The organism is Brachymonas sp. KE5, assembly GCF_057773645.1.
This window is the reverse complement of record NZ_CM173463.1, coordinates 47,566-68,407: the sequence shown is the minus strand read 5'-3', so window position 1 is coordinate 68,407 and position 20,842 is coordinate 47,566. Positions and strand designations below refer to the sequence as shown.

Below are 20,842 nucleotides of genomic sequence, written 5' to 3'. Positions count from 1 at the left end.
CATGCCCGCCCTGACCCTGCAATGGCCCGCCGAAACCCTGTGGCACAGCATCGAGCCGACCTGGCCCGGCTTCAGCGTGGAGGTGCTGCCCCAGCTCGATTCGACCAATTCCACGCTGATGGAGCGCGCCCGTGACGGCTATCTGCAGCCCATTCTGCTGGTAGCCGAGCAGCAAAAGGCCGGGCGCGGCCGCATGGGCAAGCAGTGGCACAGCACGCAGCCGGTGGGCGGCTCGCTCACCTTCTCGCTGGGCCTGCCGATGGAGGACTGCGATCTGTCCGGCCTGTCGCTGGTCGTGGGCTGCAGCCTTGCGCACAGCCTGGATCCGCAGCACCGGCACGAGCTGCGCCTGAAGTGGCCGAACGACCTGTGGTACCGCCAGCGCAAGCTCGGCGGGATTCTGGTGGAAGTGTGCATGCTGGGGCGGCAGCGCTTCGTGGTGGTGGGCGTGGGCCTGAACATCAGCCAGCCGCCTCCGCTGCCGGAGCTGGATCCGGCCCTGCCAGCCCCGATGCAGCCGGCCTGGATGCAGGAGCTGGACCCGTCCGCCACGGCGCCTGCGGTGCTGGGCCAAATCGCGCAGCCGCTGGCGCTGGCGCTGCGCCAGTTCAGCCAGTACGGCTTTGCGCCCTGGGTCAGCCGCTTCCAGGTGCGCGATGCGCTGGCGGGGCAGGATGTGTGGCTGTCGGATGGCTCGCAGGGCCGTGCCGTGGGCGTGAGCGCCTCGGGCGCGCTGCAGGTGCAGACGGCCTACGGGCTGCGCGACGTGCTGAGCGACGAGGTGAGCGTGCGCCCGATGCCGGGGCATGTCGACTGAGCGTTCTTCCGCGATCCCATGGGATCCGGGCACATGCTCTGCCGCACTTGGATGGCGGCGCTGAACCACCCGGTCCCCACGGCCCGACCCCCTCGGGAAAAAGGCGGATTGCTCTCCTTCACCGGCGCTTGCCCTGATGCGGCACAATGGGCGCAAACCCACACGGAGACACCCATGCCCCTGAAGCTCTACTTTGCCCCCGGCGCCTGCTCGCTGGTGCCGCACATCGCCCTGGAACTGATCGGCCAGCCGTTCGACGCGCAGCTGGTGAAGATGCACAAGGGCGAACACCGCTCCCCCGAATTCCTCGCCATCAACCCGGCCGGCCAGGTGCCGGTGCTGCAGGATGGTGATGCCGCCATCACCCAGATCATCGCGATCACGCTGCATCTGGAAGCGCAGCATCCGCAGGCCGGCCTGTTCCCGCAGGAAGCGCTGGCCCGCACGCGCGCCCTCGAAACGCTGGCCTGGCTGAACAACACCGTGCACACCACGTTCAACCGCGTATTCAAGCCCGACGCGGTGGTGGAGGATGCCGCCATGCAGACCGCGGTGCGCGAAAAGGCACGCCAGGCCTATGCCGCACAGATGCAGCAGCTGCAGGACAAGGTGGTGACCGCGCGTGCTGCCGGCCACGATTTCCTCAATGGCGCTGCGCCGGGCGTGGTCGATGCCTATGCGCTCACCGTGATCCGCTGGGCCCAACTGGCCAGCCTGGAGCCCGAACAGCAGTGGCCGCAGCTGTGGGACTATGCCGAGCGTGTGGCCGCACATCCCGCCGTGCAGCGGGCCATGGAACGCGAGCGCATCGGCCTGCGCGCCAAGGCGCTGGTCTGAGCCTGTCGCCATGGCCGAGGTTTTCCGCAGGACGCGCGTGGTGCGCTTTGGCCAGTGCGATCCGGCCGGCATCGTCTACTATCCGCGCTATACAGAGATCGGTCACGAGCTGCTGGAAGAGTGGTTCAGCGAGGCGCTGGAGGTGGACTTCCATACCCTGCACGAGGTGTGGGGCCAGGGCTTTCCCACGGCTTCGCTGGAGCTGGATTTTCTGCGCCCCTCGCGCTATGGCGAAACGCTGGAGTGTTCGCTCTGGATCACGCATCTGGGCGAATCCTCGCTGCGGCTGGTTATGGAACTGGCTTGCGCCGGCGAGGTACGTGTGCGCATCCGCCAGCGGCTGGTGAACGTGGATTACCAGAGCCTGCGCCCCGCTCCCATGGCACCGGCCCTGCGCACCCAATTCGCGCGCTTTCTGCACGCCAAGGAAACGACATGACTGCCCTGACTCCCACTCCCGTCACCGTGCATGTGCTCGACTGGCAGCCGGCCTTGGCCGAGCTGCCGGGCATGGCCGCCGGCATCGCGCGCGACCACGCCATCGAGCACTGGGCGCAGCAATGCTGGCAGGACCTGTGCACCGCCCTGCCCGGCCAGCAGCATGCCGTGCTGGCGACGCCGGGCAACGTGGAGGAAGCGGCGCGCCTGTACCTGGCCAGTCCGCAGGTGCAGGGCTGGCTGCACAGCCCGCTGGCGGAGGCGCCACGCTGGCGACCGGCGGCGGGTGAAGTGCTGTCCGATGCGGCCGTGCTGGCTGCCGAACGCGGCTTCTGCGCCGCCGATGCCGCTCTGCTTGGCATGATGGCGGCGCTGGCGGCGCTGGATCAATCCCTCAGTACCGTGCCGGCCGGATTCACGCGGCAGCGCCGTTATTTTCCGCTGCTGGGCGAGCCACGCCCCGCGGCGTTCTCGCCGATGCCGCGCGCGCTGTTCCAGCCCGGCCATCCGCATGCGCTGTACGCCGTGATGGGCGATGCGGACTGGGTGATCCGCTGCATGGAGATGGGCGTGAAGCTGGTGCAGCTGCGCCTGAAGGATCCTGCGCCCGGCGAGCTGGATGCGCAGATCGCGCGCTGCGCCGAAGCCGCGGGCCGCCATGGCGCCCTGCTCATCATCAACGACCACTGGCAGGCCGCGTTGCGCCACCTGCTGCACCGCAACGGGCATGGCATCTACGGCGTGCACATGGGGCAGGAAGACCTGCAGACGCTCTCGGATGCCGACCTGGACCGGCTGATGCTGTCCGGCTTGCGCCTGGGGCTCAGCACGCACAGCCTGTGGGAGCTGTCGCGCGCGCTGCGCACCCGGCCCAGCCACGTGGCCTGCGGACCGGTGCATGCGACCACCACCAAGGACATGCCCTGGATTCCGCTGGGCGACACCAATGTGGGCTGGTGGGCGCAACTGGTGCATGGCGAGGGGGACGCGCACCAGCCGCCGTTGCCGCTGGTGGCTATCGGCGGCATGCAGCCGGACCGCGCCGAGGCGGCGGCCGCCGCGGGCGCCGACATGGTGGCGGTGGTGAGTGACATTACCGGCGCGGCCGATCCGGCGCACGCCGTGCAGGCGTTGCGCGAGGCGATTGCGCGCGGGCACGGGCAGCGCGGAGCCACACCTGCGCCGGAATGGCCGGAGCCCACGCTGCGGCCGGTGCCTTGCGTGCCGATGTATTGACCAGGGCCGGGCGGACTTGCTGCGGCATACCGCATGCTCTGCCGGAGCCGTTGCTCGTTGGCCATTGGCCGTTAGCCGTTAGCCGTTAGCCGTTAGCCGTTAGCCGTCGGCCTGCCCGGCTTGTCGCCTTACAGCTTGCGGAATACCAGCGGCGTGCGCGCCGCCTCGGACTGGGTCAGCCCGTCAGCGCCAATGCGCTCCAGCGTGCCATTGCCCACCACGCGCAGGCGGGCATTTTCGTCCTTGGAGGCCAGCACGATATCGCGGCCATCCCAGCGGAAGCGCGCACGGCTGGTGAAGCTGTAGGGCGCCCCGCTGCGACGGTAGGTGGTGGTGGTCAGGCTGTAGGTATTGTCCGGATTGAGCATCAGCATCAACGTCTGGCTGGTGCAGCCGGGAGCGCCGGTCTGGGGACAAGGTGCATTGGTGCGGTAGCTGCCGACCCAGCCCAAGTTGGCGTTGGACACGCTGCGCGGCATGGTGCGCACGGTGCTTTTGGATGTCGATGCGGGCGGCGGGCTGCCGCAACCGGCCAGCAGCATGGCGCCGGCGGCAAATGCCAAGCCGAACATGCGCATCGGGCGGGAAATCAGGGAGCGGAAAGAGGTGTACATGGCAATTCCTGCGGCCGCCAGACTCGAAGTCCTCAGCGGAATCTTGCTACACAATCACGAAGCTTGGTTCCAATTAGACCATGATGACCGAAACCCGTCTGCCTGCAAGCGCCTCTTAACTCCTGTTACCTTTTCACGCAATTGCCACCGGGTGGGACAATCACTACTTTCGACGACCTCTGTTGCCTGCCATGACGCTTCCCCTGCCCGCCACCGGCCGCATCGGCATCATTGCCGCCATGCGCGACGAACTCTCCGCCGTGCTCGACCGCATGCCCGACGAACACAAGACCCGCGTGGCCGGCCGCAGCTTCTGGCGCGGCCACTGGCACGGGCGCGAGGTGGTGGCTGTGCTGTCGCGCATCGGCAAGGTGGCCGCCGCGACCACGGCCACGGCGCTGATCGAACGCTTTCAGGTGGAGGCCATCGTGTTCACCGGCGTGGCCGGCGGACTGGCAGAGGGTGTGAACGTGGGCGACGTGGTGGTCGCGCGCAGTTTTCTGCAGCATGACATGAATGCCTCGCCGCTATTCGCCCAGCACGAAGTGCCGCTCTACGGCCGTGCGCGCTTCGACACTGAAGCCGGCATGAGCGACTCGCTTGCGGCAGCGGCACGCCAGGTGCTGGCCGATCCGCAGGCGGCGCTGGGAGCCGCGGCCGTGACCGAGTTCGGCCTGCAGGCACCGCGCGTGCACGAGGGGTTGATCCTGAGTGGCGACCGCTTCGTCGCCACCAGCGCCGAAAGCGAGGCGCTGCGCCAGCGCCTGCCGGACGGTCTGGCCGTTGAAATGGAAGGCGCCGCCGTGGCCCAGGTCTGCCATGACTACGATCTGCCCTTCGTCGCCATGCGCACCATTTCCGACCGCGCCGACGATGCCGCGCATACCGATTTCACGCGCTTCGTCGAACAGGTGGCCAGCCATTACAGCGTGGCGATGCTGGATGCCTGGCTGGAAGGACTGACCCGCCCCGCGTCCTGAGGCAGGCCGGCGTCAGACATCTGTCACCGCTTGGGTGCTAGTCTGTGGTCTCCATCCCCGGTGGCACAGCCGCCGCAAACGCGAGGAGACGACCGATGAGCAAGCAGATTCTGATGCTGGTGGGCGACTACGCCGAAGATTACGAAACCATGGTGCCGTTCCAGTTCCTGCAGGCGCTGGGCTATACCGTGCACGCCGTCTGCCCGGACAAGCAGGCCGGCGACACCGTTGCAACCGCCATCCACGACTTCGAGGGCGACCAGACCTACAGCGAGAAGCGCGGCCACAACTTCACGCTCAACTACGACTTTGCCGCGGTGCGCGAAGACGACTATGCCGGCCTGCTGATTCCCGGCGGCCGCGCACCGGAATACCTGCGCCTGAACGAGCGCATCCTCAAGATCGTGCGCAATTTCGACGAGGCGCGCAAGCCGATTGCGGCTGTCTGCCATGGGGCGCAGATTCTGGCTGCCGCCGGCATCCTGCAGGGCGGGCGCACCTGCTCGGCCTATCCGGCCTGTGCGCCGGAAGTGCGTGCGGCGGGTGGCAGCTATGCCGAGATTGCAGTGACCGAGGCGGTGACCGATGGCCATCTGGTGACGGCACCGGCCTGGCCAGCGCATCCCGCCTGGCTGGCCCAGTTTGCCAAAGTGCTGGGGGCACAGATCAGCATCTGAAGCCGCGGGCAGGGGTTGGTGACCGACGCGCTTAGCGTGCCGGGTGGCATTCAGCTCAATGCGGCCCGCAACCGCTCGGCATAACCGTGGAGCACCTCTGCGCCCGGCTCCTTGCGCGGCCAGGACAGGGCGATGCCGTCGTTGCCGTGGCGCGGCACCACGTGCATGTGGAAGTGGAACACGGTCTGGTCGCCTTCCCTGCCGTTGGCCTGCAGCAGGGTCAGGCCCGGCGGATCGAACACGGCCTGCACCGCCTGCGCCACCTTCTGCGCCGTCTGCATGACGGCGGCTGCTTCCTCGGGCGTGATGTCGAACAGCGTGGCGGCGTGGCGCTTGGTGGCCACCAGCACGTGACCGGGGTTGACCTGACCCAAGTCCATGAAGGCCAGAGTCAAGTCGTCCTCGTAGACGCGGGCGGACGGGATTTCGCCGGCGACCAGCTTGCAGAAGATGCACTGGCCGGGCGGCGTTGTGTCGACGAACATGGGCATGGGGATGTCTCCGGGATTGTTCTGTTTATAGAGACCATCATCTTCGCATGACTTCTATCCCATTTGCCACATGCGCCCGCACTGGCACAGGCGAGCTGGTCAAACGGGAGCGTCGCGTTGCGCGCCGGACAACTGATCCCAGGTTGCGCAACGGGCAAATGGCAGCAGTCGGCCCGCCCTTCACGCAGCGGGGCGCGCCACCTTCAGCAACCGCCCCAGATAGCGCCCCGTATGGCTGGCCTCGACCGCCGCCACCTGCTCCGGCGTGCCCTGCGCCACCACCGTGCCACCGCCGGCGCCGCCTTCCGGCCCCATGTCGATCAGCCAGTCCGCCGTCTTGATCACATCCAGGTTGTGTTCGATGATGACGATGGTGTTGCCCGCATCGCGCAGTTGGTGCAGCACCTTGAGCAGCAAGGCGATGTCCGCAAAATGCAGGCCGGTGGTGGGTTCGTCAAGGATGTAGAGCGTGCGGCCGGTGTCGCGCTTGCTCAGTTCCAGCGCCAGCTTCACGCGCTGCGCCTCGCCGCCCGACAGCGTGGTGGCGCTCTGGCCCAGCTTGATGTAGCTCAGACCCACGTCCAGCAGCGTCTGCAGCTTGCGCGCGATGGTGGGCACGGCGTTCATGAAAGCGTAGGCCTCCTCCACCGTCATGTCGAGGATCTGGGCGATGTTCTTGCCCTTGTACTGCACTTCCAGCGTTTCGCGGTTGTAGCGCTGGCCATGGCAGACGTCGCAGGGCACGTACACATCGGGCAGAAAGTGCATTTCCACCTTCACCACGCCATCGCCCTGGCAGGCCTCGCAGCGGCCGCCGGCCACGTTGAAACTGAAACGCCCGGGGCCGTAGCCGCGCTCCTTCGCGGCGGGCATTTCGGCCATCAGCTCGCGGATGTGCGTGAACAGCCCGGTGTAGGTGGCCGGGTTGCTGCGCGGCGTGCGGCCGATGGGCGACTGGTCGACGTTGATGACCTTGTCGAACTGCTCCAGCCCCTCGATGCTGTCGTGCGGCGCCGGCTCAGTGTGGGCACGGTGGATCTTCTGGGCGGCGGCAGCATAGAGCGTGTCGTTCACCAGCGTGGACTTGCCCGAGCCGGACACGCCGGTCACGCAGGTCATCAGGCCAACCGGCACATCCACCGTCACGTCCTTCAGGTTGTGGCCGCGTGCGCCGGCAATGGTGATCTTCTGCAGGCCGGGGTGCTGGTCGGGCGCCTGGGCGGCGCCCTCGCCGCGCACCCTGGCCAACATGCTGGTGCGGCCGGCAGGCGCCGCTTCGCTCTCTTTGTACGGCAGCCATGGGTTGCGCCTGCGCGGCACTGCGATGGTCTGCGCGCCACTCAGGTACTGCCCGGTGAGCGATTCGGGCGCGGCAATCAGCGCCTCGTACGGACCTTCGGCCATCACGCGACCGCCGTGCACGCCGGCACCCGGGCCCATGTCCACCACAAAGTCGGCAGCGCGAATCATGTCCTCGTCGTGTTCCACCACCAGCACGCTGTTGCCGATATCGCGCAGGTGCTGGAGCGTGCCAATCAGGCGATCGTTGTCGCGCTGATGCAAGCCGATGCTGGGCTCGTCCAGCACGTACATCACGCCGGTCAGGCCGCTGCCGATCTGGCTGGCCAGGCGGATGCGCTGCGCCTCGCCGCCGCTCAGCGTCTCGGCGCTACGCTCCAGGCTCAGGTAGTTCAGGCCGACGTCGTTCAGGAACTTCAGGCGCGAGGCGATCTCGCGCACGACCTTGTCGGCGATCTCGGCCTTGGCGCCCTGCAGCGTCAGTTGCTCGAAATAGCGCTGCGCCTCACCCAGCGTGACGTGGCTGATTTCGTAAATGGCGCGTTTCTGCTCGCCTTCACCGATCAGCACATGGCGCGCTTCCTGGCGCAGGCGCGAGCCGTGGCAGCTCGGGCAGGGCTGCACGCTGCGGTAGCGCGCCAGATCCTCGCGCACTACGCTGGAATCGGTATCGCGGTAGCGACGCTCCATATTGGGCAGGATGCCCTCGAAGGGATGGCTTTTCTCCATCGCCTGGCCCTTGCGCGAGCCGCTTTCCATCACGTAGCGGAACGGGATCTCCTCCTCTCCCGAACCGTGCAGCACCACCTCGCGCACCGCCTGCGGCAACTGCTCGAACGGCGTTTCCACATCCACGCCGTAGTGCTGGCAGACGCTTTCCAGCAGCGAGAAATAATAGCCGTTACGCCGGTCCCAGCCCTTGACGGCGCCGCTGGCCAGGCTCAGCGTGGGAAAGGCCACCACGCGATGCGCATCGAACACGTCTACGCTGCCGATGCCGTCGCACGAAGGGCAGGCGCCCACGGGCGAGTTGAACGAGAACAGGCGCGGCTCCAGCTCGGCAATGCTGTAGCCGCACACCGGGCAGGCGTACTTGGCGTTGAAGAAATGCTCCTGCCCGCTGTCCATCTCCAGCACCAGCGCGCGCCCTTCGGCCAGGCGCAATGCGGCTTCAAAGCTCTCGGCCAGACGCTGGCGCGCATCGGGGCGCACCTTCAGGCGGTCGATCACCACGTCGATATCGTGCTTCTCGTTCTTGGCCAGCGCGGGCGCATCCTCGCCATCCACGGTCTGGCCGTCGATGCGGAAGCGCACATAGCCCAGCGCCTGCATTTGCGCCAGCAAATCCGTGAATTCGCCCTTCTTGCCGCGCGCCACCGGCGCCAGCAGCATCACGCGCGATTCGGCCGGCAGTGCCAGCACGGCATCGACCATCTGGCTCACGGTCTGCGCCTGCAGCGGCAAGTGGTGATCCGGGCAATGCGGCGTGCCGGCGCGCGCGAACAGCAGGCGCAGGTAATCATGGATCTCGGTCACCGTGCCCACCGTGGAGCGCGGGTTGTGGCTGGTCGCCTTCTGCTCGATGCTGATCGCCGGCGAAAGGCCCTCGATCAGGTCCACGTCGGGCTTGTCCATCAGTTGCAGGAACTGGCGCGCATAGGTGGACAGGCTCTCCACATAGCGGCGCTGGCCCTCGGCATACAGCGTATCGAACGCCAGGCTGGACTTGCCCGAGCCGCTCAAACCGGTAATCACCACCAGCTGGTTGCGCGGGATGTCGAGGTCGATGTTCTTGAGGTTGTGCGTGCGCGCGCCACGGATGCTGATGTGCGTGTGGGCGGTGGGGCGTTGGGGGGCTTTGAGTGCGGTTTTCGCCATGGAATGGCCGCTCGAGGGCGGTGCAAGGGGAACCCTTCATGATAGCGCCGGCATGTGACGGGGGCAATGTGCCGCCCTGGCCCCACGCAGGTCTTGACGCATGCCGGCAATGGATGCACAGGCGCAGAAGCATCAAGCAGAGCCCCGCAGCAGAACGCAAGGCAAACATCCATTGACCCCCGCGAAAATCAGTTGCACGCAACACCTCTCTGCCCGCACTCGTTGCAATTGGTCACACAGCCCATGGAAACCCCTGCCAAGTCCTCCGTCCCGTGCTTCCTACCATGGCATTTCCTTCTCAACCCGATGGAGATTTGCCCTTGCAGCCTGCCCGCTCGTCCGCGTCCCTCATCCCGGCTGTTGCCGCCACCGTCCTGCTTGCTGCCTGTGGTGGCGGTGGGGGCGGCGCAAGCAGTGCAGAAGGTCCCTACAACCAGCGCCCGCCCTATCTCTTCGGCGACATCGGCAAGCAACACTACGACGGCCAGTCCGACGACCTGCTCACCGCCGGACTCGGCCAGACCGGCCTGGCGGGCGCTGCTCCCGCCTATGCCAACCCGCTGGCACCCACCGCGGCCGAGCTACGCCGCAATGCGATCTACAACAATTACCGCGCCCTCGTCGATCCCACGCCGGCAGGGGGCTTCGGCACCCTGTTCGGCCCCGCGGTTGACGTCCGGGGCCAGGCCACGCTGGGCGAAGGCAAGATCCCGGGCACCGAATACATCGTCTACGCCGACCCCGGCAGCGGCCACGAGAACGTGACGCTGATGGTGCAGGTGCCGGACCGCTTCGATGCCGCCAATCCCTGCATCGTCACCGGCACCTCGTCCGGTTCACGCGGCATCTACGGCGCCATCGGCACCTCGGGCGATTGGGGCCTGAAACATGGCTGCGCCGTAGCCTACACCGACAAGGGCACAGGCAATGGCATCCATGCGCTCGCCTCCGACCAGGTCACCGGCATCGACGGCGTGCTGCAGACGGTGGCAGCGCTGGGCAAGCGTGCGCTGTTCCAGGTCTATCCGGACAAGCCGCATCTCGACAATTTCAGGCAGACCTATCCGCACCATGTGGCCTACAAGCATGCGCATTCGCAGAACAACCCCGAGAAGGACTGGGGTCGCGACACGCTGCGCTCGGTCGAATTCGCTCTCTATGTGCTCAATGAACAGCTCGCCGGCAAGGCCTCCAACGGCCAGACGCTGCGCAAGTTCACACCACAGAATACGCTGGTGATCGCCTCGTCTGTTTCCAACGGCGCCGGCGCCGCGCTGGCCGCTGCCGAGCAGGACACCCAGGGCCTGATCGACGGCGTGGCGGTCTCCGAACCCCAGGTGCAGCTGCGCGATGTGGGCGGACTTTCCATCACGCAGGGGAATGTGCCGGCCAGCCGCATCGGCAGTTCGCTGGTGGACTATTTCACCTACGCCAACCTGTACCAGCCCTGTGCCGCACTGGCCCAGCCCTTGAGCATGTCTGCAGCGTTCTGGCCAGCCGCTTTCACCACCGCTGGGCAGAACCGCTGCACCGGCCTGAAGGAAAAAGGCCTGCTGACGGCGACCACGCTCGAGGCACAGGCCAGCGAAGCGTTGCAACGCCTGCATGCCTACGGCTGGGGCCCGGAGCATGACTTCCTGCACCAGTCGCACTACCGTCTCGCCACCAACGCCATCGCCGTCACCTACGTGAATGCCGCCGGCCGCTTCCGCGTGCAGGACCAGGTCTGCGGCTTCAGCTTTGCCAATACCGATGCCACAGGCAAGCCGGTCGCGCAGACCCCGGCCACCCTGGCAGGACTGTTTGCCAGCGGCAACGGGGTGCCGCCGACAACGGGCGTGAACATCGTCTACAACCCGGCCGTGAACGCGGACGGCTCAGCAGCAGGCCCGGTGCTGGATTTCCTCGCGCTGTCGCCGAGCACACGCCGGGCCGACTTCGCCCTGGACGGCGCCCTGTGTCTGCGTGCCATGGCCACCGGTACCGACCCGGTCAGCGGTCAGCCGCTCACCGGCACCCTGAATGCCGATGCCCGGAAAGTGCGCAAGGGCATCAGCGAAGTACAGATCGCCGGCACCGCCAGCGGCAAGCCCACGCTGGTGGTTGCCGGCCGCAATGACGCGCTGATCCCGCCCAACCACGCCAGCCGCGCCTATATCGGCAAGGGCCTGATGGGGCAGGCCGGCGCGCCGCTGCGCTACGTCGAGGTCACCAACGCCCAGCATTTCGACAGCTTCCTCGGCTTCGGCCCGCTGCTGGGCTATGACACGCGCTTCGTGCCGCTGCACTACTACTTCAACCAGGCGATGGATGCCATGTATGCCCATTTGCGCAACCAGAAGCCGCTGCCTGACAGCCAGGTGATCCGCACCACGCCGCGTGCGGCGGGCAGTACGCTCACCAGCACCAACCTGCCGGCCATCGCGCAGGCGGCTGCAGCGGGCAACCGCATTACCTTCAGCCAGAACACGCTGCGCATCCCGCAGTAAGCGCGCAAGCTGAGCATGCCCCCGTGTCCTGAAGGGCCGGGGGCATTGTGTTTGATCGTCACCATTGCCTTGATCGAGCCCGACGCGCCGTCACCGATCCGTGCCGCGGCGTCCTGAACGCGCCTGTAAAAAGTGTGCCCTGTTCTTTCTATCCCGCTACGCTTCCAAGGGCAATGGGGCCGCGCTACCATCAAACTCTTCCCGCCACAGGTTCCAAGCGCCTTCACTCAGCCTTCTATCATGCAGAATTTCGACTACCAGAACCCCACCCGCATCCTCTTCGGCCAGGGCAGCATTGCCAAGCTGGCCAAGGCCGTTCCGGCCAATGCCCGCGTGCTGCTGCTGTATGGCGGCGGCAGCGTGATCCAGAACGGCACGCTGGACGAAGTGAAGGCCGCGCTGGCCGAAGGCGGCACGCGCCAGATCAGCGAATTCGCCGGCATCGAGCCCAACCCCACCTTCGAAACCCTGATGCGCGCCGTGCAACAGGTCAAGGCCGAGCAGATCGACTTCCTGCTGGCGGTCGGCGGCGGTTCGGTCATCGACGGCACCAAGTTCGTCGCCGCTGCCGCCGCACTGCCGGAGGGCGAAGACCCCTGGAACATCCTGCTCACCGGCGGCCGCGTGGTCAAGTCCGCCCTGCCCTTCGGCTCGGTGCTGACGCTGCCGGCCACCGGCTCCGAAATGAACAACGGCGCCGTCATCACCAAGGCCGCCACGCACGACAAGCTGCCCTTCTCCAGCCGCTGCACCTATCCGCAGTTCTCGGTGCTCGACCCCGCCAAAACCTTCACCCTGCCCAAGCGCCAGGTCGCCAACGGCGTGGTCGATGCCTTCGTGCACATCACCGAGCAATACCTCACCTACCCGGTCAACGCCCGCGTGCAGGACCGCTTTGCCGAAGGCCTGCTGCGCACCCTGGTGGAGATCGGCCACGACGCCATCGAGAAGCCGGACGATTACGACACCCGCGCCAACCTGATGTGGACCGCCACCATGGCCCTCAACGGCCTGATCGGCGCCGGCGTGCCGCAGGACTGGGCCACGCACATGATCGGCCACGAACTCACCGCGCTGCACGGCATCGACCATGCGCGCACGCTGGCCGTGGTGCTGCCTGCGGTGATGCAGGTGCGCCGCGAGGAAAAGCGCGCCAAGCTGCTGCAATACGCCGAGCGCGTCTGGGACATCCGCGATGGCGAGCCCGAGGCCCGCATCGACCAGGCCATCGCCTGCACGCGCGCCTTCTTCGAGTCGCTGGAAGTCCCCACCCGCCTGTCCGACTACCAGCTCGATGCCAGCGCCATCGACGCGCTGGTCGCGCAACTGGACAAGCATGGCATGGTCAAGCTGGGCGAAAAGCAGGATATCAACCTGGAAACCAGCAGGCAGATCCTGCAAGCTGCGCTGTAAGTCCCATCATCGTTCCAAGCGAAAAATGGCGTCCAGGCAAATCTGGACGCCATTTTTCTGTTCAGCCCATCCGTCGCCGGGATGCTTGAGGGAGGGCACAAGCACCTTCAACGGATGGAACGCTCTCCCGCTGGCTTACCAGGAGAAGCCGGCCTGTGCCTTCACTGCAGTCTTGCCGCCGGAGCGCGTGGCTTGAGACACGCCCAGACCCAAGTTCCAGCGTTCGTTCACCTGGTAACCCACGGCCAAGCCGACCGCAGTGGCGCTGCCGTAGTTGCCAACCGCCATGCCGGCCCATCCCTTGCCAGGAGCCAGCGTCGGCATGCTGGGAATCGCGAGAGCCGCAGCAACGCCGTTGTCGGTGTACTTCTGCGCTTCGCCAAAGCGCTCATTGAGCTGGTTCAGGTTGACCGCATCGGTGCCTGCAACGGCAGCACCAACGTTCTGGATACGCTGGCCGTTGTTGTTGATGCCGTTGGTATTGGTCATGCCTTCCACGGACAGGTTGCGACCAACATTGACATCCTGGCCCACGTTCAGATGGCCTTGCAGATCCGAATTGCCTTTGACAATCAGATCATTATTGACAATCGCATTGCGACCCACGTTGACATCCTGACCCACCGAAAGGTGACGCTCTACCTCTGCATCATTCTTCACAATGAGGTTCTTCTCGATGACCGCATTGCGACCCACATTGATGTCCTGACCAACCGACAGGTGGCGTTTCACCTCTGCATCGTTCTCAACAATGAGGTTGTTCTTGACAATGGCGTTATGGCCCACGGTCAGATCGTTGGTAATGTTTCCAGTCGTGGCGTTCAGGGTGCCAAAGTTACCAGTAGTTGCATTTACCTTGGCAGTATTCACTTCACCAGCGTTCACCTTGTCGGTGTTCACTTCGCCAGCATTCACCTTGGCGGTGTTCACTTCACCAGCGTTCACCTTGTCGGTGTTCACTTCACCAGCGTTCACCTTGTCGGTGTTCACTTCACCAGCGTTCACCTTGTCGGTGTTCACTTCACCAGCGTTCACCTTGTCAGTGTTCACTTCGCCAGCGTTCACCTTGCCCGCGTTCACTTCCGCCGAGTCTACCTTGCCGGTAACCTCCAAATCGCCATCGATCTTTGCGTTGCCAATGTTGGTCAGCAAACCGGTATTGGTGATGCCCTTGGTGGTCGTAGCGCCAGTCACGCTGAGAGCCCCCCCCACCGTCGCATTGCCGGAAGTGCCAAGCGTAGTCGTAGTGATGCCACCAGGCGCATTCAGAACACCGCCGTTATTCCCATCCGGATAAGGAATGCCCAAGAATGAATTCCAAACAGTGACTTCCTTGCCTCCAATTGTGACATCCGCCGCCTGTGCCGACTGCAATGGCACCATAGCGCCCACCCCAGCCAGCAGCGCGCCTAGCAGCGTGTTACGAGTCATGTCCATGTGTTTACGTGTTTTCAAGTCGTTCTCCTCTTGTCATTGATCGAAACTAACCCCTATAGGAAAAAGGGTGCCCCACCAGAAAACTGGACCCACATTTCGTGACATTTGTCACAAACGTGCGCCGTTTCGATGATAGCAGATGTTGCAGATCTTTACTCACTTGCTCACGTAGCAATTACGCGACAATCCTATATGGCTCAGAAATTGACCCTCAATATTCATCAAAAATGAGTATTTAACGGGGAGGGCCTATTCCCCTCGCATGCCACGGGCAGCAGTTCCAGCGCGCCTATAATGCAACTCCCTTTGGCAGGCTGTGCAATCGTCCGTGCATACGCTGCCCCATGCCCCTGAAAACATGACCTCCCCCGCCACCCGCGACAGCTTCAGCTCCGGCTTCGGCGTGCTCGCCGCCACCCTGGGTTCTGCCGTCGGTCTCGGCAACATCTGGATGTTTCCCTACCAGACCGGCAACAACGGCGGTGCCGGTTTTCTGCTGATTTACCTCATCGCCACGCTGCTGGCCGGCCTGCCGCTGATGATTGCGGAGATCAGCCTGGGTCGCACCGCACGCACCGATCCGGTCGGGGTCTATCGCAAGCTGGCGCCAGGCACGCTGTGGTGGATCATCGGCGTGCTCGGCCTCATCTCGGTGCTGCTGATCATGTCGTTCTACTCGGCCGTGGTCGGATGGGTCTTTGCCTACGTGGGCAAGAGCGTGGGCGGCGGCATCCTCACGCAGGATCGCGGGGTGCTGGAGCAGACTTTCGGCGCCCTGGTGAGCAATCCCGTCGCCGCTCTGGGCTGGCAATGGCTGGTGCTGCTGCTGGTCGGCGCCATCATCACCTTCGGCGTCAGCCGCGGCATCGAGGCGGTCACCAAGCGACTGATGCCGCTGCTGTTCGGCCTGCTGGTGCTGGTAGCGGCTTTCGCACTGATGCTCCCGGGCGCCATGGAGGGCGTGCGCTTCCTGTTCCTGCCCGACTTTTCCCGCATCGACAGCCAGGTGCTGCTCAAGGCGCTCGGCCTGGCCTTCTTCAAGCTCTCGCTCGGCGTGGGCAGCATGACCATCTACGGCAGCTATTTCCGCCAGGAGCAGAACATTCCGCGCACCGCGCTCACGGTGATGCTGGCCGATCTGACCGTGTCCATGCTGGCCGGCCTGGCCATCTTCCCCGCCGTATTCGCGCTCGGCTTCAACCCCGCCGGCGGGCCCGCCCTGCTGTTCCAGACCATTCCCGCCGTATTCGCCGGCATGCCCTTCGGCCACCTGCTGATGGTCACCTTCTTCGTGCTGACCACCTTCGCCGCCATCGGCGCCATGCTGTCGCTGGTGGAAGTGCCGGTCGCCATCCTGCACGAGCGCCTGCGCATGCGCCGTGCCCGCGCCACCTGGCTCACCGCCCTGCTGCTGGTCGCGCTGGGCAGCCTGTCGGCCCTGTCTTCCAGCACGCTGAGTGGGGTGCAGCTTGCAGGCATGAACCTGTTCGATCTGTTCGATTTCCTCTCCAGCAAGCTGCTGATGCCGATCACCGGCCTGCTGACCTGCCTGTTCGTGCTGCTGCGCTGGAAGCGCGCCGGTTTCGTGGCGGCCAACAGCAATGGCGGCACGCTGGGCAACGCAGCGCTGCTGCGGATCATCTACATCGTGCTGACCACGGTCACCCCGTTGCTGATTCTGACCGTGATGCTCTACGGCCTGCTGGGCTGATCAGCTCTCCTCCAACCGGTACGACACCAGCGACTCGCTGAAATCGTCGTTGTGCAGCGGCTTGCCCGCCGGCGGGAAGGCGCGCTGCACGCAATCGGTGCGCGGGCAGACGCGGCAGCCCGGCCCGATCGGCGTGATGGCGCGCGGCTGCTGCAGATCCCAGCCATCGGCATACACCAGTTCCCGTGCCTGCGCCAGTTCGCAGCCGATGCCGAAGGCAAAGCGCTTGCGCGGCGCGTGAAAGCTGCCGCCGCCACGCTGCACGCTGCGCGCAATGCCGAAATAGCGCGTGCCGTCCGGCATTTCGGCCACCTGCGTCAGAATCTGCCCCGGCTGGGCAAACGCCTCGAACACATGCCAGAGCGGACAGGTGCCGCCATGGCGTGCGAAGTGCAGCGAGTTGGCGCTCTGCCGTTTGCTCACGTTGCCGGCCTGATCCACCCGGATCAGGTACATCGGAATGCCGCGCGCCCCGCTGCGCTGCAGCGTGCTCAGGCGGTGGCACACGCTCTCGAAACTCACCTGGAAGCGCCGCTGCAGCTGCTCCACGTCGTAGCGCATGCTGCGCGCCGCCTGCAGGAATTCGCCATAGGGCAGCAGCAGCGCCCCGGCAAAGTAATGCGCCAGCCCCTGCCGCGCCAGCGTGCGCGTTTGCGCGTCGGCCAGCGCCGTCTCTTCGGCGCAGGCCTGGTCCAGCAGGTCGCCGTATGCCAGAAAGCACAGTTGCGTCGCCATCTGAAAGGCCTGCTGCGCATCGCCGAGTTGCGGCTTGAGCACCAGGCGGCGCCGGCGTGCGTCGTACTGGCGCAGTTCCAGCGTGCTGGCCTCGCCGGCCACCACCTCGATGCCATGCTCCTGCTGCAGGCGTTCGCGCAACTCGGCCCCCCGGCGTCCCGGCTGCAGGGCCCAGTCGCGCGCCAGCTGCTCGGCCTGCCGGTCCAGCGCATCGAAATAGTTGTCGTGACGGTTGAAGAAATCGCGCGCCGCCTCGTGCGGAAACGGCGCCTGCGCAGCCTGCTGCGAATCGCCGTAGAAACGGTCCACCAGCTGCTGCAGCTCCTCCTGCAGATGCAACTGCTTCTGGTACAGCGCTACCAGCGTCTCGGCCAGTGCCGGCACGGTGTGCACCATGCGGTCGATATCCGCGGGGGACACGCTGGCATCCCCCACCAGTCCCTGGTCCCGGAAGATGGCGTCCAACTCGCCCAGCAGGCGCCGGTTGCGGTCCTCGGAAAAATCGCTCAGGTCCACCTGGAACACCTGCGTCAGCTTGAGCAGCACCGACGCCGTCACCGGCCGCTGGTTGTTCTCGAGCTGGCAGATATAGCTGAACGACAGCCCGAGCCGCTCGGCAAAGGCGGACTGGGAGAGCTGGTTTTTTTCGCGCAGGCGCCGCAGCGCCGGGCCCATCAGGAGTTTGCGTGACATGGAAGCAATGGAATGGCGTGATCGGGAACCCTTTGCACAACATTTGCAAAAGTGCGTCCCGAGTTGCAAAAGGTATCACACCTACACACTGATACAGCGAAAACCTAGGGGAAACACGTAGATGATTTGCAAAGCTTGTGAATACCATTTTTGCAAAGGTCGGGCCAGGCGCCCGACCAACGCTTTTTCATGCCGACTACCGAAGGAGACACCCCATGAGCATTCCCAGCGTCCCGCTGCTGATCAACGGCCAATTCGTCCAGTCCAAGACCACCGAATGGCGCGACGTCGTCAACCCCGCCACGCAGGAAGTGATTGCCCGCGTGCCCATGGCCACCCAGGAAGAACTGGACGCCGCCGTTGCCGCTGCCAAGGAAGCCTTCAAGACATGGCGCTACACCCCCATCGGCACCCGCGCCCGCATTTTCCTGAAGCTGCAGCAGCTGATCCGCGAGAACATCAAGGAAGTGGCCGCCATCCTGACACGTGAACAGGGCAAGACCCTGCCCGACGCCGAAGGCGACGTGTTCCGCGGCCTGGAAGTGGTCGAGCACGCTGCCAACATCGGCACGCTGCAAATGGGCGAATTCGCCAACAACGTGGCCGGCGGTGTCGACACCTACACCATCCTGCAGCCGCTGGGTGTGTGCGCCGGCATCACCCCGTTCAACTTCCCGGCCATGATCCCGCTGTGGATGTTCCCGATGGCCATCGCCACCGGCAACACCTTCGTGCTCAAGCCCTCCGAGCAGGATCCGATGTCCACCATCCGCCTGTGCGAACTGGCGCTGGAAGCCGGCATCCCCGCCGGCGTGCTGAACGTGGTGCACGGCGGCGTTGACGTCGTCAACGGCATCTGCGACCACAAGGACATCAAGGCCATCAGCTTCGTCGGTTCCACCGGCGTCGGCACGCACGTGTACAACCGCGCCAGCCTGGCCGGCAAGCGCGTGCAGTGCATGATGGGCGCCAAGAACCACGCCATCGTGCTGCCGGACTGCAACAAGGAGCAGACCCTCAACGCCCTGGCTGGCGCCTCCTTCGGTGCTGCCGGCCAGCGCTGCATGGCCCTGCCGGTCGTGATCCTGGTGGGCGAGGCCCGCAACTGGGTGGACGAAATCGCCGAGCGCGCCAAGGGCCTGAAGGTCGGCAACGGCGCCACCCCCGGCGTGGACGTCGGTCCGCTGATCAACAAGAACGCCCGTGCCCGTGTGGACAACCTGATCGCTTCCGGTGTCGAGCAAGGCGCCACCCTGGTGCTGGACGGTCGCAACCCACAGCTGGAAGGCGCGGAAGCCAACGGCAACTTCGTCGGCCCGACCCTGTTCAAGGACGTCACCGTCGACATGGACATCTACAAGCAGGAAATCTTCGGCCCGGTGATGTGCGTGATGGGCGCCGAGACCCTGGAAGAAGCCATCCAGATCATCAACGACAACCCGAACGGCAACGGTACCGCCCTGTTCACCCAGAGCGGCGCTGCAGCGCACAAGTTCCAGGAAGAGATCGACGTCGGTCAGGTCGGCATCAACGTGCCGATTCCCGTGCCGGTCCCGCTGTTCTCCTTCACCGGTTCGCGCGCCTCCAAGCTGGGCGACCTGGGCCCCTACGGCAAGCAGGTCATCACGTTCTACACGCAGACCAAGACCATCACCAAGCGCTGGTTCGACGAAGCCAACGCCGGTGGCGTGCACACCACGATCAGCCTGAAGTAATTCCGGCTGCGGCCTGACCCGGCAGGGACGGTTGCCCAGACAACCGCCCTGCGCAGGCTGGCCTCCCCGCTTTCCGGAGCCGCCGCACCAGCCTGCGGCTTCCCTGCCTGTGCGCGGCATCGTGGCAATGCACGGCCCCTGCAGGCTGCACCCAACAAGAATCGAGACCCCTTTCCGAGCGAGGGAAGGAGGAGACAAACCATGTATTTCGACCTGACCGACGACCAGCAACAGTTCGTCAGCGTGGCGCGCGACTACGCCGCCGGCGAACTCGCCCCCAACGCCGCCAAGTGGGACGCCGAGCACATCTTCCCGCGCCAGGCCATTTCCACCGCCGGCGCGCTGGGCTTCTGCGGCCTGTACGCTTCCGAAGAATACGGCGGCCTCGGCCTGTCGCGCCTGGATGCCACCCTGGTGTTCGAGGAACTGGCGGCCGTCGACCCCTCCACCACGGCCTTCATCACCATCCACAACATGGCAACGTGGATGATCACCAACTGGGCCAAACCCGAAATCGCCGAGCAGTACGCGCCGGCGCTGACGGCGGGTGACCAGCTCGCCAGCTACTGCCTGACCGAGCCCGGCGCCGGCAGCGATGCCGGCAGCCTGCGCACCACGGCCAAACTGGAAGGCGACGAGTACGTCATCAACGGCGAGAAGATGTTCATCTCCGGCGCTGGCGCCACCGATGTGCTGGTGCTGATGGCCCGCACCGGCGGCCCGGGTGCAGATGGCATTTCCGCCCTGCTGGTGCCGGCCAATCTGCCGGGCATCCAGTACGGCAAGAACGAGGAAAAACTCGGCTGGCACAGCCAGCCCACGCGCGCCATCAGCTTCAGCGACGTGCGCGTGCCCGCCAGCCACCTGCTGGGTGCCGAAGGCGAAGGCTTCAAGATCGCCATGAAGGGTCTGGACGGTGGCCGTATCAACATCGCCACCTGCTCCGTAGGCGCGGCCCAGGGCGCGCTCAATGCCGCGCAGCAGTACATGAACGAGCGCAGCCAGTTCGGCAAGAAGCTGGCCGCGTTCCAGGCGCTGCAGTTCAAGCTGGCCGACATGCAGACCGAACTGGTCGCCGCACGCCAGATGGTGCGTCTGGCCGCGTTCAAGCTGGACACACGCAGCCCCGATGCCACCACCTACTGTGCCATGGCCAAGCGCTTCGCCACCGACGCCTGCTTCAACATCGTGAACGAGGCGCTGCAACTGCACGGCGGCTACGGCTACCTGCGCGAATTCCCGCTGGAGCGCCTGCTGCGCGACGTGCGCGTGCACCAGATTCTGGAAGGCACCAACGAGATCATGCGCGTGATCGTGTCGCGCCGCCTGCTGGGCGACCGCGGCCTGGATTCCATCCGCTAAACCCTATTCACCCACAAGGA

Annotated in this window: 16 protein-coding genes; 11 read left to right on the top strand and 5 right to left on the bottom strand. The window is 65.5% G+C overall.

The window, feature by feature from the left end:
- Position 1 precedes the first annotated feature (1 nt).
- The 4 genes from ACX36O_RS00395 (at position 2) to ACX36O_RS00380 (ending at position 3,328) form a co-directional block, all read left to right on the top strand.
- Complete coding sequence (locus ACX36O_RS00395) at positions 2 to 817, top strand: biotin--[acetyl-CoA-carboxylase] ligase (RefSeq protein ID WP_371686836.1); 816 nt, start codon at positions 2 to 4, stop codon at positions 815 to 817.
- Positions 818 to 991: 174 nt separating this feature from the next.
- Entirely contained in the window at positions 992 to 1,654 is a 663-nt protein-coding gene (locus ACX36O_RS00390; protein WP_371686835.1) for a glutathione S-transferase family protein, read from the top strand.
- A 10-nt stretch (positions 1,655 to 1,664) separates the two neighbouring features.
- The gene (locus ACX36O_RS00385; RefSeq protein ID WP_371686834.1) at positions 1,665 to 2,093 is read left to right on the top strand and encodes an acyl-CoA thioesterase; all 429 of its coding nucleotides are present in this window, start codon (positions 1,665 to 1,667) and stop codon (positions 2,091 to 2,093) included.
- A complete protein-coding gene (locus tag ACX36O_RS00380) occupies positions 2,090 to 3,328 on the top strand; it encodes a thiamine phosphate synthase (protein WP_371686833.1) in 1,239 nt (412 codons plus the stop codon). Before ACX36O_RS00385 ends, ACX36O_RS00380 begins: the two co-directional genes overlap by 4 nt.
- 128 nt (positions 3,329 to 3,456) lie before the next feature.
- On the opposite strand, the gene ACX36O_RS00375 is transcribed toward ACX36O_RS00380, so the two are convergent.
- Entirely contained in the window at positions 3,457 to 3,942 is a 486-nt protein-coding gene (locus tag ACX36O_RS00375; RefSeq protein WP_213362280.1) for a copper resistance protein NlpE N-terminal domain-containing protein, read from the bottom strand.
- A 191-nt stretch (positions 3,943 to 4,133) separates the two neighbouring features.
- Here ACX36O_RS00375 and ACX36O_RS00370 point away from each other — a divergent pair, with 191 nt between their 5' ends.
- Entirely contained in the window at positions 4,134 to 4,922 is a 789-nt protein-coding gene (locus ACX36O_RS00370; protein WP_371686831.1) for a 5'-methylthioadenosine/adenosylhomocysteine nucleosidase, read from the top strand.
- A gap of 95 nt (positions 4,923 to 5,017) precedes the next feature.
- Positions 5,018 to 5,599, top strand: coding sequence for a DJ-1/PfpI family protein (locus ACX36O_RS00365; RefSeq protein ID WP_371686830.1), 582 nt, complete (start codon positions 5,018 to 5,020; stop codon positions 5,597 to 5,599).
- A gap of 50 nt (positions 5,600 to 5,649) precedes the next feature.
- On the opposite strand, the gene ACX36O_RS00360 is transcribed toward ACX36O_RS00365, so the two are convergent.
- Positions 5,650 to 6,090, bottom strand: a complete 441-nt coding sequence (locus tag ACX36O_RS00360) for an HIT family protein (RefSeq protein ID WP_213362276.1) — start codon at positions 6,088 to 6,090, stop codon at positions 5,650 to 5,652.
- A gap of 180 nt (positions 6,091 to 6,270) precedes the next feature.
- A complete protein-coding gene (uvrA, locus tag ACX36O_RS00355; RefSeq protein WP_488359890.1) occupies positions 6,271 to 9,267 on the bottom strand; it encodes an excinuclease ABC subunit UvrA in 2,997 nt (998 codons plus the stop codon).
- 284 nt (positions 9,268 to 9,551) lie between these two features.
- Between uvrA and ACX36O_RS00350 the strand changes: the two genes are divergently transcribed.
- On the top strand, positions 9,552 to 11,756 hold the full coding sequence (locus tag ACX36O_RS00350; RefSeq protein ID WP_371698397.1) for a 3-hydroxybutyrate oligomer hydrolase family protein: 2,205 nt from the start codon (positions 9,552 to 9,554) through the stop codon (positions 11,754 to 11,756).
- Between the two features lie 240 nt (positions 11,757 to 11,996).
- Positions 11,997 to 13,169, top strand: coding sequence for an iron-containing alcohol dehydrogenase (locus tag ACX36O_RS00345; RefSeq protein WP_488359889.1), 1,173 nt, complete (start codon positions 11,997 to 11,999; stop codon positions 13,167 to 13,169).
- A gap of 135 nt (positions 13,170 to 13,304) precedes the next feature.
- Here the strand turns inward: ACX36O_RS00345 and ACX36O_RS00340 are convergent, their stop codons facing one another.
- Complete coding sequence (locus ACX36O_RS00340) at positions 13,305 to 14,624, bottom strand: YadA C-terminal domain-containing protein (protein WP_488359888.1); 1,320 nt, start codon at positions 14,622 to 14,624, stop codon at positions 13,305 to 13,307.
- A 340-nt stretch (positions 14,625 to 14,964) separates the two neighbouring features.
- Between ACX36O_RS00340 and ACX36O_RS00335 the strand changes: the two genes are divergently transcribed.
- On the top strand, positions 14,965 to 16,317 hold the full coding sequence (locus ACX36O_RS00335; protein WP_213362270.1) for a sodium-dependent transporter: 1,353 nt from the start codon (positions 14,965 to 14,967) through the stop codon (positions 16,315 to 16,317).
- On the opposite strand, the gene ACX36O_RS00330 is transcribed toward ACX36O_RS00335, so the two are convergent.
- Positions 16,318 to 17,745 (bottom strand): helix-turn-helix domain-containing protein, encoded by a 1,428-nt coding sequence (locus ACX36O_RS00330; RefSeq protein WP_213362268.1) that lies wholly within the window; start codon positions 17,743 to 17,745, stop codon positions 16,318 to 16,320.
- Positions 17,746 to 17,960: 215 nt separating this feature from the next.
- On the opposite strand from ACX36O_RS00330, the gene ACX36O_RS00325 reads away from it, so the two are divergent.
- Both ACX36O_RS00325 and ACX36O_RS00320 read left to right on the top strand, forming a co-directional pair.
- Complete coding sequence (locus ACX36O_RS00325; protein WP_213362266.1) at positions 17,961 to 19,460, top strand: CoA-acylating methylmalonate-semialdehyde dehydrogenase; 1,500 nt, start codon at positions 17,961 to 17,963, stop codon at positions 19,458 to 19,460.
- A 201-nt stretch (positions 19,461 to 19,661) separates the two neighbouring features.
- Complete coding sequence (locus ACX36O_RS00320; protein WP_488359887.1) at positions 19,662 to 20,822, top strand: acyl-CoA dehydrogenase family protein; 1,161 nt, start codon at positions 19,662 to 19,664, stop codon at positions 20,820 to 20,822.
- The last annotated feature ends 20 nt before the right edge of the window (positions 20,823 to 20,842 follow it).